Genomic DNA, 21,839 nt, shown 5'->3' on the forward strand with positions numbered 1-21,839 from the left:
ATCCTGATCGTGCACCATGGCGACCAACATATAGCTGTCGGCGCCGATATCGGCTGAAAGCTGCATGAAGAAACTGGTGAGATCGCCGCGCGACGCCAGGCGCGAGCCTGAAGCGTCGGAATGAAGAAGCGCGGCGGGACTGCTCATTTTGATATTCTGACCGGAATCGATCCTTGCGCCCGGTGCTGGCATTGGCCAGCGCTCGGACCCGAAACGCGTCACGTTTACGAAGACACACCCACGGGCGCGCACAGCGCCCAACCGAGCCGAATCCTTACAGGGAACGCGAAGCCGTCCGCGTCTGGTACCGGCAGGACGCCGGAACTTGAGACTTTGGGTGGTCGCCGCGCCCCCCGTGGACCGGCTGATTCGGGTCTAATCTACCCGCAGATGAATCCGACATCAAACGCGATTTGACAAAATCGAATCCGCTGGACTCTTGTTGCGACTCAGCGGCTGCTCATCGCGTTGCTTGGGGGTGGCTTCAGAGCTGAATCGAGCCGATTTCTCGGTTGACGTCCGTTGCAGGCGGAAGCGCGTCCTTTCAATCAGATATGGCTCAGCGGTCCTCGAAGCCGGTCAGCACGCCGACGGCGTTGATGCCGATTTCCTCAACCGCGTAGCCGCCTTCCATGACGAACAGCGTCGGCAGGCCGAGCTTGGCGATGCGCCGGCCGATCTTGGGATAGTCTTCGCTCTTCAGCTTGAACTGGCTGATCGGATCCTTCTCGAAGGTGTCGACGCCGAGCGAGACCACGACCACGTCCGGCGCATAGGCGGCAAGCTTGGCACAGGCGTCTTCCAGCGCTGCGTTCCAGCCGTCCCAGTTGGTGCCGAAGGGCATCGGGTAGTTGACGTTGAAGCCTTCGCCTTCATCCTCGCCGCGCTCGTCGGCATGGCCGAGGAAGAAGGGGTACTCGACCATCGGATCGCCATGCAGGTTGAGCACCTGGACGTCGCCGCGGCGATAGAAAATCTCCTGCGTGCCATTGCCGTGGTGGTAATCGACATCGAGGATCGAGACACGGCTTGCGCCCTGGTCGCGGAACCATTGCGCGACGACGGCGGCGTTGTTGATGAAGCAGTAGCCGCCCATGAAGGCAGCGCCGGCGTGGTGGCCGGGCGGGCGGCAGAGCGCGAAGGCGGTCCGCTCGCCGCCCTTGACCAGGGTGGCCGCCGTCAGCGCGACGTCATAGGATGACTTGATCGCCTTCCATGTGCCTTCGACGAAAGTGGCGCCGGCATCGAAGGAATAGTAGCCGAGCAGGGCGTCGATGCGCTTCGGCGGGACATCGCCGCGCAGGCCGCGCGTCGGCCAGGTGAAGCCCATCGCCGAGCCCTTGAAGCCGGCGGCGACCCATTCCGGCCAAACCGTCGGCAGGAAATCGATGTAGTGCGCTTCATGCACGCGCTTGGCGGCGGCAAGGTCGTGCTCGACCGGCCCGATGATCGGCCCCAGCTTCTCGCTTTCCACCCTTGCCTTGATGAATTCGGCCCGCGAGGGCTTCTCGAAACCCGGCACAATCGCCGAGGTGACCAATTCCATCTGGCCGGCGTGACCGGCGTGAAGCGGTGAAAAAACTGTCTTCATTTTGGGAGTTGGCTCGCTGTTCGAGTTCTGGTTTCGGGGCCTCAAACAGCTTTGTGGCAGAGAGTTCCGGCGCCGCCAAGGGGCATTTCAGTTTGTCGTTCGGGCCAGCATGGGACGGCTTGCCAGACGCCAATACTCTGCTAGCCTAGGCACAAATGGGAGAAAATGATGCCGCAAACGGCCGATCTTATCGTCGAGAACGCCAGCATATTGACGATGGATCCGGATACCCCCGCCGCCCAGGCCATTGCCATCAAAGGTGATAAGATAATTGCGATCGCAGATCGCGATAGCGTCCGCGACTGCAAAGGCCCTGCCACTCGTGTCGTCGATGCTCAGGGCGGCTCCGTCCTGCCGGGCTTCATCGAAGCGCACATGCATTTGTTCGGCGGCGCGGCCGAGCTCGACAATCTGCATCTGGCAGGCGTGCAGGGCTTCGACGCGCTTCGCGACGCGATCCGGGGCTTTGCGGCGAAGCGTCCGAAAGCCGGGCTGCTGCTCGGCGCCGGTGTAGACTATGCGATCCTGCCCGAGCCGGTGACCCGCCATCACCTCGACCGTATCATTCCCGACCGGCCCTTCGCCATGTCGGCCTCCGACCATCACACGATGTGGGCAAACACCAAGGCGCTGGAAGAGGCCGGCCTGCTGCATGGCAAGCAGGTGGGACCAGGCAACGAAATCGTCATGGGCGCGGACGGACTTGCCGCCGGCGAGTTGCGCGAAGGCGAGGCGTTCGGTCCCGTGCTCGACCATTTCGGCGCGAACCGGACACGGCTCGGCCTCGAAGGTGCGGAGCCGGATCCCTATCCGTCGGCAGCGGAGCTTGCCGCCGACGGCGATCTCATGCACCGCGGGCTCGAGTGGTGCGCAAAGCACGGCATCACTTCGATCCAGAACATGGACGGCAACCTCTACCAGCTCGAGCTGCTCGCCGGGCTGCAAGAGGAAGGACGGCTCATCTGCCGCACCAAGATCCCGTTCCACTTCAAGAATTTCATGAAGCTGGACATGCTGGAAAAAGCCTCGCGCATGGCGGCGGCGTACAATTCCGAGTGGCTGTCGTCCGGCATGGTCAAGGTCTTCTACGACGGGGTGCTGGATTCCTGGACCGCGGTGATGGTCGACGATTATGCCGACCGTCCGGGCTGGCGCGGCGAGCCGCTTTTTTCCCCCGAGCATTTCGCCGAGGTTGCGGTCGAAGCCGACAGGCGCGGCCTGCAGATCGCCGTTCATTCGATCGGAGACGGAGCGGTGCGCGCCGTGCTCGACGGTTACCAGGCGGCAGCGAAGAAAAACGGCAGGCGCGACAGCCGGCACCGCATCGAGCACATCGAAGTGATCACCCCGTCCGATGTGCCGCGTTTCGCCGAGCTCGGCGTGCTCGCCTCGATGCAGCCGCCGCATCCGCCGGGCGCGATGAATTTCCCGCTGGAGCCGACGATCTCGCGCATTGGCCATGATAAGTGGCCGCTGAGCTATGCCTGGCGCACCTTGAAGAATGCCGGCGCGCGGGTCGTCTTCGCATCCGACTGGCCGGTCTCGCCGGTTGACCCGATCCTGGGCATCCAGGCGGCGGTCTTGCGCAAACCTTGGGCAGAAGGCCTGCCGGACCAGAGCTTCTCGCTGCATGAAGCGATTGCCGGCTACACGGTCGAAGGCGCCTATGCCGAGTTCATGGAACACCGCAAGGGGCGCCTGAAGCCCGGATACCTCGCCGATATCGTGGTTTTGTCGGCCGATATCGAGAAGACGGCGCCGGAGGCGCTGCACACCGTGCGGCCGGTCACCACCATCTGTGGCGGCAAGATCACTTTCCAAGCTTAGGATTGACTAGGCCTGAGGCTGGCATGGGTATTGCGTTAAAAAAACGAGTAGCAGCTCCGCAGTTGCCAAGCCGGTCGGCTTATGGTGACAATCAAACAGGAACGCACCTGCCGCCAAGAGCAGGCTCTCTCAATGGGGTAATCGTGCCGGAACAACCGGGTAAGAACGCGATCGAAGTTCGCGGCGTACGAAAAGTATTTGGAACCGGTGAAAACCAGGTAGCCGCTCTCGACACGGTGTCCGTCTCGATCCGCGAGAACGAGTTTTTCACGCTGCTCGGCCCGTCCGGATGCGGAAAGACGACGCTTTTGAGACTGATTGCCGGCTTCGATTTCCCAAGCGCCGGCGACATCATGCTGCACGGCCAGGACATCGCGCCGCTGCCGCCGTTCAAGCGACCCGTCAACACCGTCTTCCAGAGCTACGCGCTCTTCCCGCACATGACGGTGGCGCAGAACATCGGCTTCGGTCTGGAGATGCTCGGCAAGCCCAAGGGCGAAATCGAGGCACGGGTCGCTCAGATGCTGAAACTGGTCAAGATGGAGGCGCTCAAGGCGCGCCGCACCAGCCAGATCTCGGGCGGCCAGCAGCAGCGCGTGGCGCTCGCCCGGGCGCTCGCGCCACAGCCGAAGGTGCTCTTGCTCGACGAGCCGCTCTCGGCGCTCGACTACAAGCTGCGCAAGGAGATGCAGATCGAACTGAAGCGGCTGCAGCACGAGACCGGCATCACCTTCATCTTCGTCACCCACGACCAGGAAGAAGCGCTGACCATGTCAGACCGGATCGCGGTGATGTCGGCCGGCAAGATCCTCCAGGTCGGCACGCCGCGCGACATCTATGATCGCCCCGCCGAGCGCTTCGTGGCCGACTTCATCGGCGAGAGCAATTTCCTCAAGGGCGAAGTGAAAAGCGTGGCCGATGGGCGCGCCACCGTCAGGCTCTCGTCCGGCGCGGAAATCCCGGCATCGCTGCCGGAAGGTTTCACGCCGTCGGTTGGCGTTACGCTGGTGGTGCGGCCGGAGCACGCTCAGATCGGTCCGGCGGACGCCAACGCTTCGCTCAGGGGCACGGTCGAGAACGTCGTCTATCTCGGCACTGACACGCATTTCCATCTCAAGCTCGACGACGGCAGTGCCTTTATCGTGCGGCGGCAGAACAGCCGCGGAGGCGGCGAAGCGCTGGCGCCGGGCAGCCGCGCGGGCGTCGCGATTGGCGCGAATGCCGCTCAAGCGCTGAAGGATTAGGGACTTCCATTCATGGCCAACGCCGAGGAAATTGCTCGCGCCGCCGACGCTAGGGACATACGCGACCGCTGGCTGCTCTCGGCGCCGGCGCTCGTCATCATCCTCCTGGCCGCCATCGGGCCGCTTTTCGTCATGTTGGCCTATTCCTTCATGCTGAAGGGCGACTATGGCGACGTGCAGGTCGGCACGTTCTCGCTGGACGGATGGACATCGGTCCTGTTCCAGCGTGACATCTTCGACGACACGCTGGGTCTGGCAGACGCGCATCTGACCATCTTCTGGCGTTCGATAAGCCTTTCGTTCTACACCACCGTGCTGACGTTGCTCTTCGGCTTTCCTACGGCTTATTTCATCGCCACGCGACCGCCGAAAACGCGCGAGGTTTGGGTTTTCCTCGTCACCATTCCGTTCTGGACGAACCTCCTGATCCGCACCTTCGCCATGCAGCAGGTGATCCGCAACGAAGGGCTGGTCAACACGGCCTTGATGGCGCTCGGCATCATCAAGCAACCGCTGCAGATCATGAATACCGACGCCGCCATCCTGCTCGGCATGATCTATATCTACCTCCCTCTGATGGTGCTGCCGATCTACGCCTCGATGGAGAAGCTCGACTTCAGGCTGGTCGAGGCCGGATATGACCTCTACGCGGGTCGCTGGCAGGTCCTGCGCCGCATCATCTTCCCGCTGATCAAGCCCGGCGTCATCGCCGGCTCGATACTGGTCTTCATTCCCTCGCTCGGGGCCTATGTCATTCCGCGGGTGCTGGGCGGCGGCAAGAACATGATGCTCGGCAACCTGATCGAACTGCAGTTCGGCGCGGGTCGTAACTGGCCTCTGGGCGCGGCCATTTCGATTACGCTCATGGTGCTGGTGATGATCGCGCTCCTGTTCTACGTGCGCAACGCATCCCGTTCGGAGGGTGTCCATGGCTAAGCGTCCGTTCGACATCCAGGCGCAGCCCGGCTTCGGCTTCATGGCGCTTCTGACCTTCTTCGCGCTCTATCTGCCGATCGCGGCGCTCGTCGCCTATTCGTTCAACGCGGCGGATTCGCTTTCGCGCTGGGATGGCGTCTCACTACGCTGGTTTATTTCGGCCTGGCACAATTCGGCCGTGCAGGATGCCTCCGTCCGCTCGCTCGTGCTGGCGGTCTCGGCCGCCGCGCTGTCGACGATCGCCGCCACCATGGCTGCGCTGGCCACGACCCGCACGCGGCCCTATCCCGGCCTCACCTTCAAGTACGCCTTCATCAACCAGCCGCTGATGGTGCCGGAGATAGTCACCGGCGTCGCGCTCCTGATCGTGTTCTCGCGCATCAAGGTCTGGACCGGTTACTCAGGGCTCGGCTACCTGATCGCCGCGCACACCGCCTTCTGCATCCCGTTCGCCTACCTGCCGATCCGGGCGCGGCTGGAGAGCATGGACCTGACGCTAGAGCGCGCAGCCGCTGACCTATACGCCACGCCTTGGAAAGCCTTCCGCTTTGTGACGCTGCCGCTCTTGAGGCCGGCCATCATCGCGGGCTTCATGCTCGCCTTCGTCATTTCGCTGGACGACGTGGTCATCACCGAATTCGTAAAGTCCGGCGGGCAGGATACGCTGCCCACCTACATGCTCGGCCAGTTGCGGCGCGAAACGAGCCCGGAAATCAATGCGATCGCCACGCTATTCCTGGCGCTGTCGGTGGTGCTCGTAACTGCGTTCTACTTCGTCAATCGGCGCAAGCCATGACTAACGATTGCCAAACGGGAGAATAGCAATGAAAAGGAAGATAGCGGCCGCTACGGCGGTATTCGCATTGTTCGCTTTTGCGGGCAGTGCGTATGCGGAAGGCGAACTCAACATCTTCAATTGGGGCGACTACACCAGCCCCGAGATGATCAAGAAGTTCGAGGATGCCTACAAGGTCAAGGTGACGATCACCGACTACGACTCCAACGACACCGCGCTAGCAAAGGTACGCGCCGGTGGTCACGGCTTCGACATTGTGGTGCCGTCGGCCAACTACGTGCCGATCTGGGTGAAGGAAGGGCTTCTGCTCGAGGCCCGGCCCGACCAGATGGAGAACTTCAAGAATGTCGACGAGCGCTGGGTGAACGTTCCCTGGGACCCGGGCCGTCACTATACGGTTCCGTGGCAGTGGGGCCTGACCGGTATTGGCGTCAACACAAAGGTCTATAGCGGCGACATCAACACCTCGGCCATCTTCCTCGACCCGCCGAAGGAACTGGTCGGCAAGATCAACGTCGCGCCGGAAATGAACGACGTTCTGTTCGCCACCATCAAGTATCTGGGCGGCGACTGGTGCACGGACGACAAGGAACTGCTCAAGAAAGTGCGCGACAAGCTAGTGGAGGCCAAGCCGAAATGGCTGGCCATGGATTACAGCGTGACCGAGAAGCTACCGGCCGGCGACTACTCGGCCGTGTACTACTGGAACGGCGCCATCATGCGCTCGCGCATCAAGAACCCCGACATCAAGTTCGGCTACCCGAAGGAGGGCTTCCCCTTTTTCATGGATAGTGTTGCCATCCTGAAGGATGCAAAGAATGTCGAGAACGCCAAGTTGTTCATGAACTTCATCATGGATCCCGAGAACGCCGCCATGATCTCCGCCTTCGCCAAATATGCCAATGGTATCAAGGGTTCGAAGGCGTTCATGCCAGCCGACATGAAGGATGCGCCCGAACTGGTGGTACCGCCGGAACTGGAGAAAGCGGGCGAGTTCCTCACCCCCTGCTCGCCCGAGGTGCAGCAACTCTACACGCGCATCTGGACGGACGTTCAGAAATAGCGGCACTCCGCCTTCTTCCCGCGCGAACGGGAAGAAGGCGGAGCCACTCGAAAGGCCCATTCGGGGGCTTATCGCCCGCCGTGCTGACCGCTCCTCATCCAAGTGAGTGGAAGACGGCAGGCGGCGATAGGGAAATTCTCATGACATCTTACCGCAACTCCGATCCGCGGCCGCCGATCATGCAGGGCTCGCCACCGGCCATGGCTCTGCCGAAGCTCGACTGGGATCGGCCACCGTGGAACCGCTGGGCCTTCCAGCACGTGCGTGAGTTTTTGCCGACCGTCGAGGTCTGGCGCGGCCAAGGTCATCGCCGTCGGCTCGATCGCGCCGAGGTCGATCTCGATGACCTGGCGGTGGCGGATAGCGAGGGCCGTCCGACAACGCTCGCGGGCCTGCTCGATGAGACCTACACGGACGGTTTGCTGGTGTTGAAGGACGGCAGGGTCGCCTATGAGCGCTACTTCAACGGCATGGACGAACGCACGCTGCATCTGTCGCAGTCGATGGCAAAGTCGGTCACCGGATCGGTGTTCGGCATCCTGGTCGGGCGCGGCCTGATCGACCCGGCCAGGCTGGTGACCGATTATCTTCCGGAGCTCGGCGAGACCGCCTGGACCGGGGCCACCGTGCAGCAAGTGCTCGACATGACGACCGGCGTGCGCTTCTCGGAAGAGTACACGGATCGCTATTCCGAGATCGGTCAGGTCGATGTCGCCACCGGCTGGAAGCCGATCCCGCCGGGCAGCGATCCTGATTTCCGGTGGCCCGCGCATCTGTTCGAGCTGATCCTGCGCCTGAAGGACAAGGTGCGCGAACATGGCGAGGCCTTCGAATACCGCTCGATCGAGACCGATGTGCTTGCCTTCATCATGGAGCGGGTGAGCGGCAAGCGCCTGGCGCAGCTGGTCTCGGAAGAACTCTGGCAAAAGCTCGGCGCCGACGAGAGCGCCTGTTTCACAGTCGACAGCGCCGGCTATGCGCTGGCCGATGGCGGCTTCAACGCGACGCTGCGCGATTATGGCCGCTTCGGCCAGTTGATCCTCGACAATGGCGGCGGAGTCATCCCTGCCGAGTGGATCGAGGCGACGCGCAGCGGCAAGCACGGACCGGACTTCAGCCCGAGCCTTCCGGACGGCAGCTACCGCAACCAGTTCTGGATCGAGGATCCACGCTCTCGCGCACTGATGTGCAAGGGCGTGTTCGGCCAGATGATCCATATCAGCTGGGAGCACAGGATGGTCGTCGTGAAGCTTTCGACCTATCCGGATTTCCTCAACGCCGCCTATTCGGTGGCGACGCTTAAGGCCGTGCACGCCATAGCCGCCGCGCTAGGCTGAAAGTCAGAGATAGACGTCCGGGAGACAATCGTGACCGGCAACACCGCGTTCGAGACCAAATACGGCTTTGCCCGCAAGGATGTGCGGCTCGATAATTGGCGGCTGAGGCCGTTCAGCCAATGGTCGTTCCAGAATGTCGGCGAACTGGTGCCGAGCGTCCACGTTGCCGCCGCGCCCGGCGGCGAGGAAGAGGTGAAATCGCTCGGCGCGCTGCTCGAGGAGAAAGTCACCTTGGCCGGCGGCGCCGAAACAGTCGAAGCATTCCTGAAGCGCTCCGACACTGACGGGCTGACGATCCTGAAGGGCGGCAGGCTGGTCGGCGATTGGTCGGCCCCGCATATGGCGTTCGGTCAGCGCCACATCATCTTTTCGATCAGCAAGTCGGTGACGGCGATCCTCGCCGGCATCCTGCAAGGCGAGGGAGTGTTCGACCCGGAAGCGCCGGTGACAGAATACATCCCCGAAGTCAAGGGCTCGGCCTATGGCGATGCGAGCGTGCGCAATGTGCTCGACATGACGGTCAGCCTCGACTTCGAGGAGGCCTATCTCGATCCGGAAAGCGCCTTCGCCCGCTATCGCCGCGCGACACTGTGGAATCCGGGCGGCGGGTCGGAAAGCCTCGCTGCGTTTCTGTTGACGTTACCGCGCCTCGCCGAGCCGCATGGGCAGACCTACCGTTATCGCTCACCCAATTCGGATATGCTGGGCATCCTGGTGGAGCGGGCATCCGGCAAACGCGTCAGCGACTTGCTCAGCGAGAAACTGTGGCTGCCGCTGGGCGCCGCGAGCGAGATGTCGGTGACCGTCGACATGGAAGGCACGGCGCGTACCGCCGGCGGCATGTCGATGACGCCGCGCGACCTTGCCCGCATCGGCGAGATGATGCGACAGGGCGGCACGGCCAATGGCCGCCGCATCGTGCCGGAGGCTTGGGTGCATGACACGGTTGCCAGCGGCGGCAGCCATGAAGCGTGGCGGCGCGGTACGATGGTGTTCCTCTTCCCTAAGGGCCGCTACCGCAACAAATGGTACCAGATGGGCACGCCAAGCGGCGCCTTCTGCGGCATCGGCATTCACGGCCAGTGGATCTACGTCAACCCGAGCGACGAGGTGGTCATCGCCAAGATGTCGTCGCAACCGGAACCGGTCGACGATCAGCTTGATCTCGATGTAGTCGCCTTCTTCGAGGCCCTGAGCCGGATGGTTTGAGCCGTTCGGCTGGTCTTTCCTCGCAGCTCTTTCCTGTGGAGCTTTCCTGTCGGGTGGAGACAGCGCGGTTGGCGCAGCCGTCGTCCCGGCCTATTGTCGCCGCTCTTTTCGGCAGGAACCAGCATGGCATCGGACATCAAGCGCATCGCAGCAATCATCGCGGCCGAGATCGGCTCGCGGCCGGAGCAGGCGGCAGCCGCAATCGGGCTGCTGGACGAGGGCGCAACGGTGCCTTTCGTGGCGCGCTACCGCAAGGAGGTCACCGGCGGCCTCGACGACACGCAGTTGCGCGACCTTTCCGAGCGGCTTGCCTATCTGCGCGAGCTCGATGCGCGCCGCGACACCATCCTCGGTTCGATCCGTGAGCAGGGCAAGCTGACCGAGGACCTCGAGGCAAAAATCGCGGCGGCGACCACCAAGGCCGAGCTCGAAGACATCTACTTGCCATACAAGCCGAAGCGCCGCACCAAGGCCGAGATCGCCAGGGAACGTGGACTGGGGCCGCTGGCCGAGGCGATCCTCGCCGACCGTTCGGCGGTGCCTGCCGAACTCGCGCTAGCCTATCGCACAGACGAGGTTCCCGACGCCAAGGCGGCGCTCGAAGGCGCACGCGACATCCTGTCGGAGCAGTTCGCCGAGAATGCCGATCTGGTCGGGAAGCTGCGCGCCTATATGAAGGAGCGCGCCTTCCTGCGCGCCAGGGTCGTCGACGGCAAGCAGGAGGCGGGCGCGAAATTCTCCGACTATTTCGATCATGTCGAGCGCTGGGCGAACGTGCCCAGCCATCGCGCCTTGGCCATGCTGCGTGGCCGCAACGAAGAGGTGCTGTCGCTCGACATCGAAGTCGATGCCGACGATCAATCGCCGGTGAAACCGGTCGAGCGGATGATCGCCAACGCCTATGCGATTGGTAGCACCCTGCCGGGCGACCGCTGGCTGATGGAAGTGGCCGGCTGGACCTGGCGGATAAAACTATCGCTCCATCTGACGCTTGATTTGATGCGCGACCTGCGCGAGCGGGCCGAGGACGAGGCCATCCATGTCTTTGCCCGCAACCTCAAGGACCTGCTGCTCGCCGCGCCCGCCGGCTCCCGGCCCACGATGGGTCTCGATCCCGGCATCCGCACCGGCGTCAAGGTGGCTGTGGTCGACGGTACCGGCAAGCTGGTGGCGACGACCACCGTCTATCCGTTTCCGCCAAAGAACGATGTGCGCGGCACGCAGGCGGAACTTGCCAGGCTCATTCGCTTCCACAAGGTGGAGCTGATCTCGATCGGCAACGGCACCGGCAGCCGCGAGACCGAGAAGCTGGTGGCCGACATGCTCGCCAGCCTGCCGTCCGACGGCGGGCCGAAGCCGATCAAGGTGATCGTCAGCGAAGCCGGCGCGTCGGTCTATTCAGCCTCGGCGACGGCGGCCGCCGAGTTTCCCGACCTCGACGTGTCGCTGCGCGGCGCGGTGTCGATCGCGAGACGCCTGCAGGACCCGCTCGCCGAGCTGGTCAAGATCGAGCCGAAGTCGATCGGCGTCGGCCAGTATCAGCACGATGTCGACCAGTACCGGCTCGGCCGCTCGCTGGAGGCGGTGGTGGAGGATGCGGTCAATGCTGTCGGCGTCGACCTCAACACGGCATCGGCGCCGCTCTTGGCGCGCGTTTCGGGACTGGGGCCATCGCTTGCCGAAGCGATCGTCGCGCATCGCGACGTCGGCGGCCCGTTCGCTACGCGCCGCGATCTGCTGAACGTGGCGCGGCTTGGACCGCGCGCGTTCGAGCAGTGCGCAGGCTTCCTGCGCATCCCGAACGGCTCCGAGCCGCTCGACGCTTCATCCGTGCATCCGGAAGCCTATGGCGTGGCAAAGAAGATCGTCGCCGCCTGCGGCCGCGACGTGCGCGCGCTGATGGGCGACAGTGCCGCGCTCAAGGCACTTGACCCTCGTGTTTTCGTCGACGAGCGCTTCGGCCTGCCGACGGTACGTGACATCATCGCGGAACTGGAAAAGCCCGGACGCGACCCGCGGCCGGGCTTCAAGACGGCGACCTTTGCCGAAGGCGTCGACGACATCAAGGACCTGAAGCCCGGCATGCTGCTCGAAGGCACGGTCACCAATGTCGCCGCCTTCGGCGCCTTCGTGGACATCGGCGTGCACCAGGACGGGATGGTGCATGTCTCGCAGCTGGCCGACCGCTTCATCAAGGACGCGCATGAGGTGGTAAAGGCCGGCGATGTCGTGAAAGTTCGAGTGGTCGATGTCGACATCAAGCGCAATCGCATCGGCCTCTCGATGCGTAAGGATGGCGGCCAGGGTGGGGCGCCTCGGGTCGGCCAGCGCGACAGCGGCGGCGGCAAGCCCGTACCGCGCTCGCCGGCGCCGCAGCGCCAGCCTGAAAAGCCGTCACAGGGTGCGTTCGGCGCGGCGCTCGCCGAGGCGATGAAGCGGAAATAGCTACCACGCCAGAACAGCCGGCTCCTTCTCAACCTGGCCCCGCAGCCAGTCGCGAAAGCTGGCAACCGGCGGATGGCCGCGCTTGGCGTGCGGCACGACGAGATAATAGGCACTGCGGCTCTGCATCGGCTTGCCCGGCGCCGGCGCCAACTGGCCACGCTGCAATTCTCCGGCGATCAGGATCTGCGGCAGCAGCGCCACGCCGAGCCCCGCCATGCAGGCCTGCGCGACCGTACCGAACTGCTCGAACTGCATGCCGGGGCCGGTCGGCGCGTCGAGCTCCTGATGCTCGAACCATTCGCTCCAGGCGTCGGGACGCGTTGCCATGTGCAGCAACGGCAGGCGGCCGATATCGGCCGGCGTCGCGACCTTCCGCTGCGCCAGGAATTCGGGCGCGGCGACCGGCATCACGGTCTCGCGCATCAAAAGCGTGCAATCAGCGTCCGGCCAATCAGGCATGCCGTGGTGGATTGCGGCGTCGAGCCGCTCGCGCGCGAAGTCGAAGCGGCCAATGCGCGTGGCGAAATTGATCGTGATGTCCGGATGACGGGCGACGAAATCCGGAATGAGCGGCATCAGCCAGCGCGTGCCGAAGGTCGGCAGGATGGCAAGGTTGAGAACACCGCTATGCCGATTGCTCATCAATCCAAGCGCCGCATCGCGCAACTGCGCGAGTGCTGAGCGCACCGCGCCGGCGTAGATTTCGCCCGCCGTGGACAGCCTGACATTGCGGCTGTCGCGTTCGAAAAGCCGGCGCCCGAACTGCTCTTCCAGCAGATTGATCTGCCGGCTGACGGCACCTTGCGTGAGATCGAGCTCGCGGGCCGCGGCGGTGAAGGAGCCGAGACGCGCCACCGCCTCGAAGGCGGCAAGCGCGCTGATGTTTGGCAAGAGGCGGCGCTGGACGTTCATGATCTATTACTATCGCTCATTGATGCTTGATGCAATTTCGTTTGATTTTTTCCAGATGGAGGCGGATAAGCCGGACCATCCAAGATTTTACCGGGAGACCCACCTCATGGCCGCCGAGAAGAACGCCTTCGTCTGGAACGATCCCTTCCTGATCGAGGACCAGCTTTCCGAAGACGAGCGGATGGTGCGCGACGGCGCAGCGGCGTTCGCCGCCGACAAGCTGGCGCCCCGCATCGAGGAAGCCTATGCCGATGAGAAAACCGATCCCTCGATCTTCCGCGAGATGGGCGAGGCGGGCCTGCTCGGCATCACCATTCCAGAGGAATATGGCGGGCTCGGCGCCAATTACGTCACCTACGGGCTGGTGGCGCGCGAAGTCGAACGCATCGATTCCGGCTACCGCTCAATGATGAGCGTGCAGTCGTCGCTGGTCATGTATCCGATCCATGCCTACGGCTCGGAAGAGCAGCGCAAGAAGTACCTGCCGAAGCTCGCCTCCGGCGAATGGATCGGCTGCTTCGGCCTCACCGAGCCGGATGCCGGCTCCGATCCGGGCGGCATGAAGACACGGGCCGAGAAGACGGCGAACGGCTACAGGCTTTCCGGCTCCAAGATGTGGATTTCCAACGCGCCGATCGCCGACGTCTTCGTCGTCTGGGCAAAGTCGGCCGCGCATGACAACCAGATCCGCGGCTTCGTGCTGGAAAAGGGCCTGAAGGGGCTGTCGGCGCCGAAGATCGGCGGCAAGCTTTCGCTGCGAGCCTCAATCACCGGCGAGGTTGTGATGGAAGGCGTCGAGGTCGGCGAGGAGGCGCTGCTGCCCAATGTCTCGGGCCTGAAGGGACCCTTCGGCTGTCTCAACCGCGCGCGCTACGGCATCTCGTGGGGCGCCATGGGCGCGGCCGAGGATTGCTGGCACCGCGCGCGGCAGTACGGCCTCGACCGCAAGCAGTTCGGCAAGCCGCTCGCCGGCACGCAGCTCTTCCAGAAGAAGCTCGCCGACATGCAGACCGAGATCGCGCTCGGCCTGCAGGGTTCGCTGCGCGTCGGCCGGCTGATGGACGAGGGCAAGATGGCGCCGGAGATGATTTCGATCGTCAAGCGCAACAATTGCGGCAAGGCGCTCGACATCGCCCGCCAGGCTCGCGACATGCATGGCGGCAACGGCATCCAGATCGGCTATCACGTGATGCGTCATGCCCAGAACCTGGAGACGGTCAACACCTATGAGGGCACGCATGACGTGCATGCGCTGATACTGGGTAGGGCGCAGACGGGGCTTCAGGCGTTTTTCTAAGCTGGCAACGCTGCTTAAATTAGGTGCAGCGCAACATCTCTGCTTGGAGAATGCCCAGCACTTATGTCAGGGTTCGGCGATTGAAACGCCGTTCCCCGGGGCACCATGGCAATTCTGGCAGCCGTCCACCACCTGACCCATTACAAATACGACCGGCCGGTCGTTCTCGGCCCTCAGGTGATCAGGCTGCACCCGGCGCCGCATTCGCGCACCAAGGTGCTCAGCCATTCGCTGAAGGTCGAGCCGAAGAACCATTTCGTCAACCTGCAGCAGGACCCGTACGGCAACTTCCTCGCCCGCTTCGTCTTCCCGGAGCCGGTGACGGAACTGAAGATCCAAGTCGATCTAGTCGCCGATATGACGGTCTATAATCCGTTCGATTTCTTCGTCGAGGAATCAGCCGAGAATTTCCCGTTCGAGTACCCGGAAGAGATCAGGCAAGACCTCGCTATATACCGCACGCCCGAGCCGGCCGGCCCGTTGCTGTCGGCCTTCCTGAAAACCATCGACCGCAGTCCGACAAACACGGTCAACTTCCTGGTCGGCCTCAACGCGCGGCTGCAGCGCGAAATCGCTTATATCGTGCGCATGGAGACCGGCGTCTATTCGCCGGAGGAGACGCTGGCCGCCGGCAAAGGCTCGTGCCGAGATTCGAGCTGGCTGCTGGTGCAGATCCTGCGCAACCTCGGCATCGCAGCGCGTTTTGTCTCCGGTTACCTGATCCAGTTGAAGCCGGACCTCGTCTCGTTGGACGGACCGCCTGGAACCTCGGTCGATTTCACCGACCTGCACGCCTGGTGCGAAGTCTATATTCCGGGCGCCGGCTGGATCGGCTTCGACCCGACTTCCGGTTTGCTCACCGGCGAAAGCCATGTGCCGCTGGCGGCGACGCCGCATTTCCGCAATGCCGCGCCGATCTCCGGCATGGCGAGCTTCGCCAATGTCGATTTCGACTTCGACATGCGCGTCGATCGCATCGCCGAGCATCCGCGCATCACCAAGCCGTTCTCGGATGAAAGCTGGGAGGCGCTCGACGCCTTGGGCAACAAGGTCGACGCGGTTTTGCGGGAACAGGATGTGCGGCTTACCATGGGCGGCGAGCCGACCTTCGTGTCGATCGATGATTTCGAGTCCGCAGAATGGAATACGGCGGCCGTCGGTCCGACCAAGCGCGACAAGGCGGATCAGCTTATCCGCCGGTTGCGCGAACGCTTCGCGCCGGGCGGTTTCCTCCACTACGGGCAAGGCAAGTGGTATCCGGGCGAAAGCCTGCCGCGCTGGACCTTCTCGCTCTATTGGCGCACCGATGGCGAGCCCGTGTGGCAGGACGCTTCGCTGATCGCGCGCGAAACGAGCACCGTCTCTGTCGGGCCTGAGCAGGCCGCAAGCTTGCTCACGGCGATCGCCGCGGAGCTCGGCATCGACAAGGCGATGGTCGGCGAGGCCTATGAGGATCCGGCCGATTGGCTGCTCAAGGAGAGCAAGCTGCCGGATAATGTCGACCCGTCCAACTCGAAGCTGGAGGATCCGGAAGAGCGCAGCCGCATGGCACGTGTGTTCGAGCGCGGCCTGACCAAGCCGTCAGGCTATGTGCTGCCGGTGCAGCGCTGGAACAGCCAGGCCGCCGGGCAGCGCTGGCGTTCGGAAAAGTGGAAGACGCGGCGCGGCCGGCTGTTCCTGGTGCCGGGCGATTCCCCGGTCGGTTATCGGCTGCCGCTCGGCGCGCTGCCTTACGTGCCGCCGGCGCAATACCCCTATATCGTGCCGGTCGATCCGTCGCTGCCGCGCGCTACGCTGCCGGCGCGCGACGCTCTCTTGCCGGAACCTGCCCCAGCAGAACTTGAGGGCCCCGAAGAAATGGCGCGCCGCCAGCTGGCAGCGTCCTTCACCGCGACAACGGGCCAGCAGGAGCGCGTCGAGCAGGAGATCACCGAGATCGGCGGTGCGGTGCGCACGGCGCTCACCGTCGAGCCTCGTGACGGGCGGCTCTGCGTGTTCATGCCGCCGGTCGAGGCGCTTGAGGACTATCTTGAGCTGGTGGCGGCGGCCGAGAACGCGGCCAAGGCGATCGGCCTGCCGGTGCATATCGAGGGTTATGGGCCGCCGCACGACCCGCGCCTCAACGTCATCCGCGTGGCGCCCGATCCCGGCGTCATCGAGGTAAACATCCACCCGGCCGCCGACTGGCGGGAATGCGTCGCGACGACCACGGCGATCTATGAGGAAGCCAGGCGCTCGCGGCTCGGCACCGACAAGTTCATGATCGACGGCCGTCACACCGGCACGGGCGGCGGCAATCATGTCGTTGTCGGCGGCGCGACGCCCAACGATAGTCCGTTCCTGCGCCGGCCGGACCTGTTGAAGAGCCTGGTGCTGCAATGGCAGCGGCACCCATCGCTCTCCTATCTGTTTTCCAGCCTGTTCATCGGCCCCACCAGCCAGGCGCCGCGCATCGACGAGGCACGGCATGATTCCCTCTATGAACTCGAGATCGCGCTGGCCCAGGTGCCGCATCCCGACAAGGGCGAGGCGCCGTTGCCGTGGCTGGTCGACCGGCTGTTCCGCAATCTCTTGACCGACGTGACCGGCAACACGCACCGTTCGGAAATCTGCATCGACAAATTGTTCTCGCCGGACGGTCCGACGGGACGGCTCGGTTTGGTCGAGTTCCGCGGCTTCGAAATGCCACCCAATGCCCGGATGTCGCTCGCCCAGCAATTGCTGGTCCGCGCTATCATCGCGCGGGCTTGGAAGAACCCGCTCGACGGCCGCTTCGCGCGCTGGGGCACGTCGCTGCATGACCGTTTCATGCTGCCGCATTATGTCTGGGCGGATTTCCTCGACGTGCTGGAAGATCTGAAGCTCAACGGCTTCGACTTCCGCCCGGAATGGTTCGCAGCCCAACTCGAATTTCGCTTTCCGTTCTGCGGCCAGGTGCAGCATGGCGGCGTCAAGCTGGAGCTCAGGCAGGCGCTGGAGCCTTGGCATGTGATGGGCGAGCAAGGCGCGATCGGCGGCACGGTCCGCTTCGTCGATTCGTCCATCGAGCGGCTGCAGGTGAGGACGCAAGGCCTCAATCCGGAGCGTCACGCGGTCGTCTGCAACGGCCGCATCGTACCGATGAAGGCGACCGACAGCAGAGAGGTCGCGGTGGCAGGCGTGCGCTTCAAGGCCTGGCAGCCGGCCTCCGGCCTGCATCCGGCCCTTCCGGTCAACACGCCGTTGGTGTTCGACATCTACGACCGCTGGTCGGGCCGCTCGTTGGGAGGCTGCGTCTATCATATCGCGCATCCGGGCGGCCGCAACTACGAGACCTTCCCGGTCAACGGCAACGAGGCGGAGGCGCGGCGGCTGGCCCGCTTCGAGCCGCGCGGCCATACGCCGGGTGCCTATGTGCTGCGTGAAGAACAAGGTTCTGAAGAGTTTCCCATGACCCTTGACCTCAGGCGACCGGCGAGATTCTGATCGAGCATGGCCAAGGGGAATCAGAAACGGGCGGGCGGCAGGCCGCGGGCGCAGAGCCTGTTGGAGCATTACCGGCCGATTGAAGGCGTCGTCGACGAGATGGTCGACGCGTCGGGCAATCCGCGCCCGGCCTGGCAGTCCTTCATCGGAGCGCTGGACGATCTGGGGGCTGAGGCGCTCGGACAGCGCTTTGCCCGCGCCGACCAATATCTGCGCGATGCCGGCGTCTACTACCGCGTCTACGACAAAGCCGGCGCCAACGAGCGCGAATGGCCGCTGGCGCATGTCCCGCTGCTGATCGACGAGAAGGAATGGGCCGAGATCAGCGCCGGCCTCGTCCAGCGCGCCGACCTGTTCGAGACGATGCTGGCCGACATTTACGGGCCGAACCGGCTGATCGAGAAGGGAATCCTGCCGGCGGGGCTGATTGCGGCGAGCCCGGAATATCTGCGCCCGGTGGTCGGCGTCCGTCCGGCCAGCGGCCATTTCCTGCACATGGTCGCCTTCGAGCTCGGCCGCGGCCCCGACGGCCGCTGGTGGGTTCTGGGCGACCGCACGCAAGCGCCGTCGGGCGCCGGCTTTGCGTTGGAGAACCGCGTTGCCACCACGCGCGCCTTGTCTGACATCTATGGCGAGCTGCATGTGCATCGCCTGGCCGGCTTCTTCCGCCGCTTCCGTGATGCGCTGAACGGCATGGCGAAGGATTCCGGCGGCCGCGTCGCCATCCTGACGCCCGGACCGCTCAACGAGACCTATTACGAGCACGCCTATATCGCGCGTTATCTCGGCATTATGCTGCTCGAAGGCGAGGACCTGACGGTGTCCGGCGGCCGGCTGATGGTGCGCACGGTTTCGGGCCTGATGCCGATCGGCGTTTTGTGGCGGCGGCTCGATGCCGCTTTCGCCGATCCGCTGGAGCTCAAACCGGACTCGCAGATCGGCACGCCGGGGCTGGTCGAGGCGATCCGGCGCGGCACCGTCTCGGCCGTCAACGGGCTCGGTTCCGGCTTGGCGGAAACGCGGGCGCTGCTTTCTTTCCTGCCGCGGATCGCGCGGGAATTGCATGGCGAGGAACTCAAGCTGCCGAACATTGCGACCTGGTGGTGCGGACAGCAGGCCGAACGCGACCATGTGCTGGCCAATATCGACCGCATGGTGGTTGGCCCGGCGCTGTCGACACGGCTTGCCTTCGAGGACGATGGCGCGACCAGGCTCGGTTCGGCGCTTTCGGCCGGCGAGCGGGCGGAGCTTATCGCGCGGATCGAAGCCGACGGGGTTGGCTTCGTCGGCCAGGAGGCGGTCACGCTCTCGACTACGCCGGTCTTTGCCGGCGGCCGCTTGGAGCCGCGGCCCGCCAGCCTGCGCGTCTACCTGGCGCGAACACACGAAGGCTGGACGGTGATGCCCGGCGGCTTTGCACGCGTCGGCTTCTCGCTCGACCCGACCGCGATGGCCATGCAGCGCGGCGGTCAGGCGGCGGATGTCTGGGTGGTCAGCGACAGGCCTGTCGAGCGGGAGACGCTGCTGCCGCAGGAGACCGACGGCTTCACCCGCACCATGCCCGGCAGCCTGCCGAGCCGCGCCGCGGAAAACCTGACCTGGCTCGGCCGCTATATCGAGCGCTCGGAAGACACGGTGCGGGTGCTGCGCGCTTATCACGTCAGGCTGGCGGAGACATCCGATCCCGAGATGCCGCTGCTCGCCGACATCAGAGACTATCTCGAACCGTTCGGCATCGAGGTCGAAACCGCGATCCCGCTTGGATTGATCGGCACATTGGACAGCGCCGTCTACAGTGCCGGCCAGATCCGCGACCGCTTCTCGCCGGATGGCTGGCTGGCGCTGAAGGATCTGTCGAAGACCATCCACAAATTCGCTGAGACGGTCGCGCCGGGCGACGACGCGACGCGGGCGATGACCGTGATGCTGCGAAAGCTTGCGGGCTTCTCGGGGCTGCTGCACGAGAACATGTACCGCTTCACCGGTTGGCGCTTCCTGGAGATCGGCCGCCGACTGGAACGTGGCATCCAGATCGCGCGCACGCTAGCCAGGCTGACAAAGGCAGACGCGCCCGACGGCGCACTCGACATGATGCTGGAGATCGGCGACAGCGTCATGACCCACCGACGGCAATATCCGGTTCAGTCAGGCCGGCGCACGGTTATAGACCTCTTGGCGCTCGATCCGCTCAACCCGCGCTCGATCCTGTTCCAGCTCGAGCGGCTCAAGGCCGAGATCGGCATGCTGCCTTCCGTCGGGGGCGAGGGACATATGTCGCCCGCGGCGAAAGAAATCCTGCAGCTCAACACGGCGCTCGCCGTGATGGAGCCTCAGGACATGACCGCGAAGGTGCTCGACGATCTCGCCATTCAGATCGGCGATCTCTACAACAGTCTCGCCAAGGCCTATTTCGGATAAATGCTCTACGACATCAGGCTCCATCTTCATTACGGCTATGCGGCCGCAGCCGGCGGCGGCAGGCACCAGGTGCGCGTGCTGCCGCAGACGATCGCCGGCGTGCAGCGGGTTATCGCCGCCTCGCTGTCGTTCCAGCCGAATCCGGCCGAGCGCGCGGATTTTTCCGATTTCTTCGGCAACAACGTCACTGCGATCGCCGTTCGCGACGCGCATGAGGAGCTCCACGTCAGGATGAGCGCCCGTGTGTCGGTGTCGCGGCCGGACGCCGGCCTCGACGTCTCGCCCGACATTCACGGCCTGAGGGCGGAACTCGACGCGGTGCGTTCGCTGTCCGCCGAGGCGCCGCATCACTTCCTCGCCGCCAGCGACCATGCCGGCATTGATCCGGTAATCACGGCCTATGCGCGGGAAAGCCTCGCCGGTTCGGCGATCGCCACGGCGGTCGACCTCTGCAATTGCATCCATCGCGATTTCACCTATGACGGCAAGGCAACCACCGTGCAGACGCGCGCCAGCGATGCCTTTGCGCTTCAACGTGGGGTTTGCCAGGATTTCTCGCACATCATGATCGCCGGGCTGCGCGGGCTTGGCATCCCCGCCGGCTATGTCAGCGGCTTCCTGCGCACGATCCCTCCCAAGGGCAAGCCGAGGCTCGAAGGCGCCGACGCCATGCATGCCTGGGTCAAGGCCTGGTGCGGGCGCGATGCCGGCTGGCAGGAATTCGATCCGACCAACGGCATGCGGGCGAGCAACGACCATATCACGGTGGGATACGGCCGCGACTATTCCGACGTGGCGCCGATTGTCGGCGTCCTGAAAACCACCGGCGAGCAGATCGGCGAGCAGGCGGTCGATGTCATCCCGGTCGCTGCCTGAAGGCGCACGATCGGTGATGCGGCTGCTTCTCAAATCGCGATCCCGCCGCTATCTTGCCGCCGGACCGTGGACCGGCCTGCCGGGCACTTGCGCGGAGTTCAATTGTTGACATCGGTCAGCATCATCATTCCAGCACACAACGCGTCGGCAACCGTTGCAGACACGTTGGCAACCTTGCGCTCGGAAGCCGAGATCATCGGCGAAGTGATACTGGTCGACGATTCCTCGACGGACAACACGGCGGCCGTGGCCGCGGACGCAGCCTCGCGGCTGGCGCTGCCGTTCCGGATCATCCGGTCCAATTGTCGAGACGCGGGCGGCTCCCGCAATCTTGCGCTGGCCGAGGCGCGCTTCCCCTGGATTTACATGATCGACGCCGACGATCTGCATATCGAGGGTGGGTTGCGGACGCTGCTGTCCAAG

15 protein-coding genes are annotated in these 21,839 nt (G+C 64.2%); 13 read left to right on the top strand and 2 right to left on the bottom strand.

Annotated elements, in window-relative coordinates:
- Window positions 1–559 precede the first annotated feature (559 nt).
- A complete protein-coding gene (locus EOA79_RS15905) occupies window positions 560–1,591 on the bottom strand; it encodes a histone deacetylase family protein (RefSeq protein ID WP_095823380.1) in 1,032 nt (343 codons plus the stop codon).
- A gap of 168 nt (window positions 1,592–1,759) precedes the next feature.
- Between EOA79_RS15905 and EOA79_RS15910 the strand changes: the two genes are divergently transcribed.
- The 8 genes from EOA79_RS15910 (at window position 1,760) to EOA79_RS15945 (ending at window position 12,448) form a co-directional block, all read left to right on the top strand.
- On the top strand, window positions 1,760–3,418 hold the full coding sequence (locus EOA79_RS15910; protein WP_095823579.1) for an amidohydrolase: 1,659 nt from the start codon (window positions 1,760–1,762) through the stop codon (window positions 3,416–3,418).
- A 143-nt stretch (window positions 3,419–3,561) separates the two neighbouring features.
- Window positions 3,562–4,662 carry an ABC transporter ATP-binding protein gene (locus tag EOA79_RS15915; RefSeq protein ID WP_095823379.1) on the top strand — a complete coding sequence of 367 codons (1,101 nt, stop codon included), beginning with the start codon at window positions 3,562–3,564 and terminating at the stop codon, window positions 4,660–4,662.
- Window positions 4,663–4,674: 12 nt separating this feature from the next.
- Window positions 4,675–5,598 (top strand): ABC transporter permease, encoded by a 924-nt coding sequence (locus EOA79_RS15920; protein ID WP_095823378.1) that lies wholly within the window; start codon window positions 4,675–4,677, stop codon window positions 5,596–5,598.
- Window positions 5,591–6,394 carry an ABC transporter permease gene (locus EOA79_RS15925; RefSeq protein WP_095823377.1) on the top strand — a complete coding sequence of 268 codons (804 nt, stop codon included), beginning with the start codon at window positions 5,591–5,593 and terminating at the stop codon, window positions 6,392–6,394. Before EOA79_RS15920 ends, EOA79_RS15925 begins: the two co-directional genes overlap by 8 nt.
- Before the next feature lie 28 nt (window positions 6,395–6,422).
- Window positions 6,423–7,457: an extracellular solute-binding protein gene (locus EOA79_RS15930; protein ID WP_095823376.1), complete on the top strand. Its 1,035-nt coding sequence runs from the start codon at window positions 6,423–6,425 to the stop codon at window positions 7,455–7,457.
- A 140-nt stretch (window positions 7,458–7,597) separates the two neighbouring features.
- Window positions 7,598–8,794, top strand: coding sequence for a serine hydrolase (locus tag EOA79_RS15935; protein WP_095823375.1), 1,197 nt, complete (start codon window positions 7,598–7,600; stop codon window positions 8,792–8,794).
- Window positions 8,795–8,824: 30 nt separating this feature from the next.
- Window positions 8,825–10,003, top strand: coding sequence for a serine hydrolase (locus tag EOA79_RS15940; protein ID WP_127335370.1), 1,179 nt, complete (start codon window positions 8,825–8,827; stop codon window positions 10,001–10,003).
- A gap of 123 nt (window positions 10,004–10,126) precedes the next feature.
- Window positions 10,127–12,448 (top strand): Tex family protein, encoded by a 2,322-nt coding sequence (locus tag EOA79_RS15945; RefSeq protein WP_095823373.1) that lies wholly within the window; start codon window positions 10,127–10,129, stop codon window positions 12,446–12,448.
- Here EOA79_RS15945 and EOA79_RS15950 read toward each other — a convergent pair whose 3' ends face one another.
- Window positions 12,449–13,360, bottom strand: a complete 912-nt coding sequence (locus EOA79_RS15950; protein ID WP_067326124.1) for a LysR family transcriptional regulator — start codon at window positions 13,358–13,360, stop codon at window positions 12,449–12,451.
- Between the two features lie 106 nt (window positions 13,361–13,466).
- On the opposite strand from EOA79_RS15950, the gene EOA79_RS15955 reads away from it, so the two are divergent.
- From EOA79_RS15955 to EOA79_RS15975, 5 genes are all read left to right on the top strand, one after another.
- Window positions 13,467–14,657, top strand: coding sequence for an acyl-CoA dehydrogenase (locus EOA79_RS15955; RefSeq protein ID WP_067002729.1), 1,191 nt, complete (start codon window positions 13,467–13,469; stop codon window positions 14,655–14,657).
- Between the two features lie 105 nt (window positions 14,658–14,762).
- Entirely contained in the window at window positions 14,763–18,122 is a 3,360-nt protein-coding gene (locus EOA79_RS15960; protein WP_095823372.1) for a transglutaminase family protein, read from the top strand.
- 6 nt (window positions 18,123–18,128) lie between these two features.
- Window positions 18,129–20,540 carry a circularly permuted type 2 ATP-grasp protein gene (locus tag EOA79_RS15965; RefSeq protein ID WP_095823371.1) on the top strand — a complete coding sequence of 804 codons (2,412 nt, stop codon included), beginning with the start codon at window positions 18,129–18,131 and terminating at the stop codon, window positions 20,538–20,540.
- Window positions 20,541–21,416: a transglutaminase family protein gene (locus EOA79_RS15970; protein ID WP_095823370.1), complete on the top strand. Its 876-nt coding sequence runs from the start codon at window positions 20,541–20,543 to the stop codon at window positions 21,414–21,416.
- Window positions 21,417–21,482: 66 nt separating this feature from the next.
- The coding region (locus tag EOA79_RS15975) for a glycosyltransferase family A protein (protein WP_245489885.1) at window positions 21,483–21,839 on the top strand (357 nt) is incomplete at its 3' end.

The organism is Mesorhizobium sp. M1A.F.Ca.IN.020.03.2.1 (assembly GCF_004023205.1).
Classification (GTDB): domain Bacteria; phylum Pseudomonadota; class Alphaproteobacteria; order Rhizobiales; family Rhizobiaceae; genus Mesorhizobium.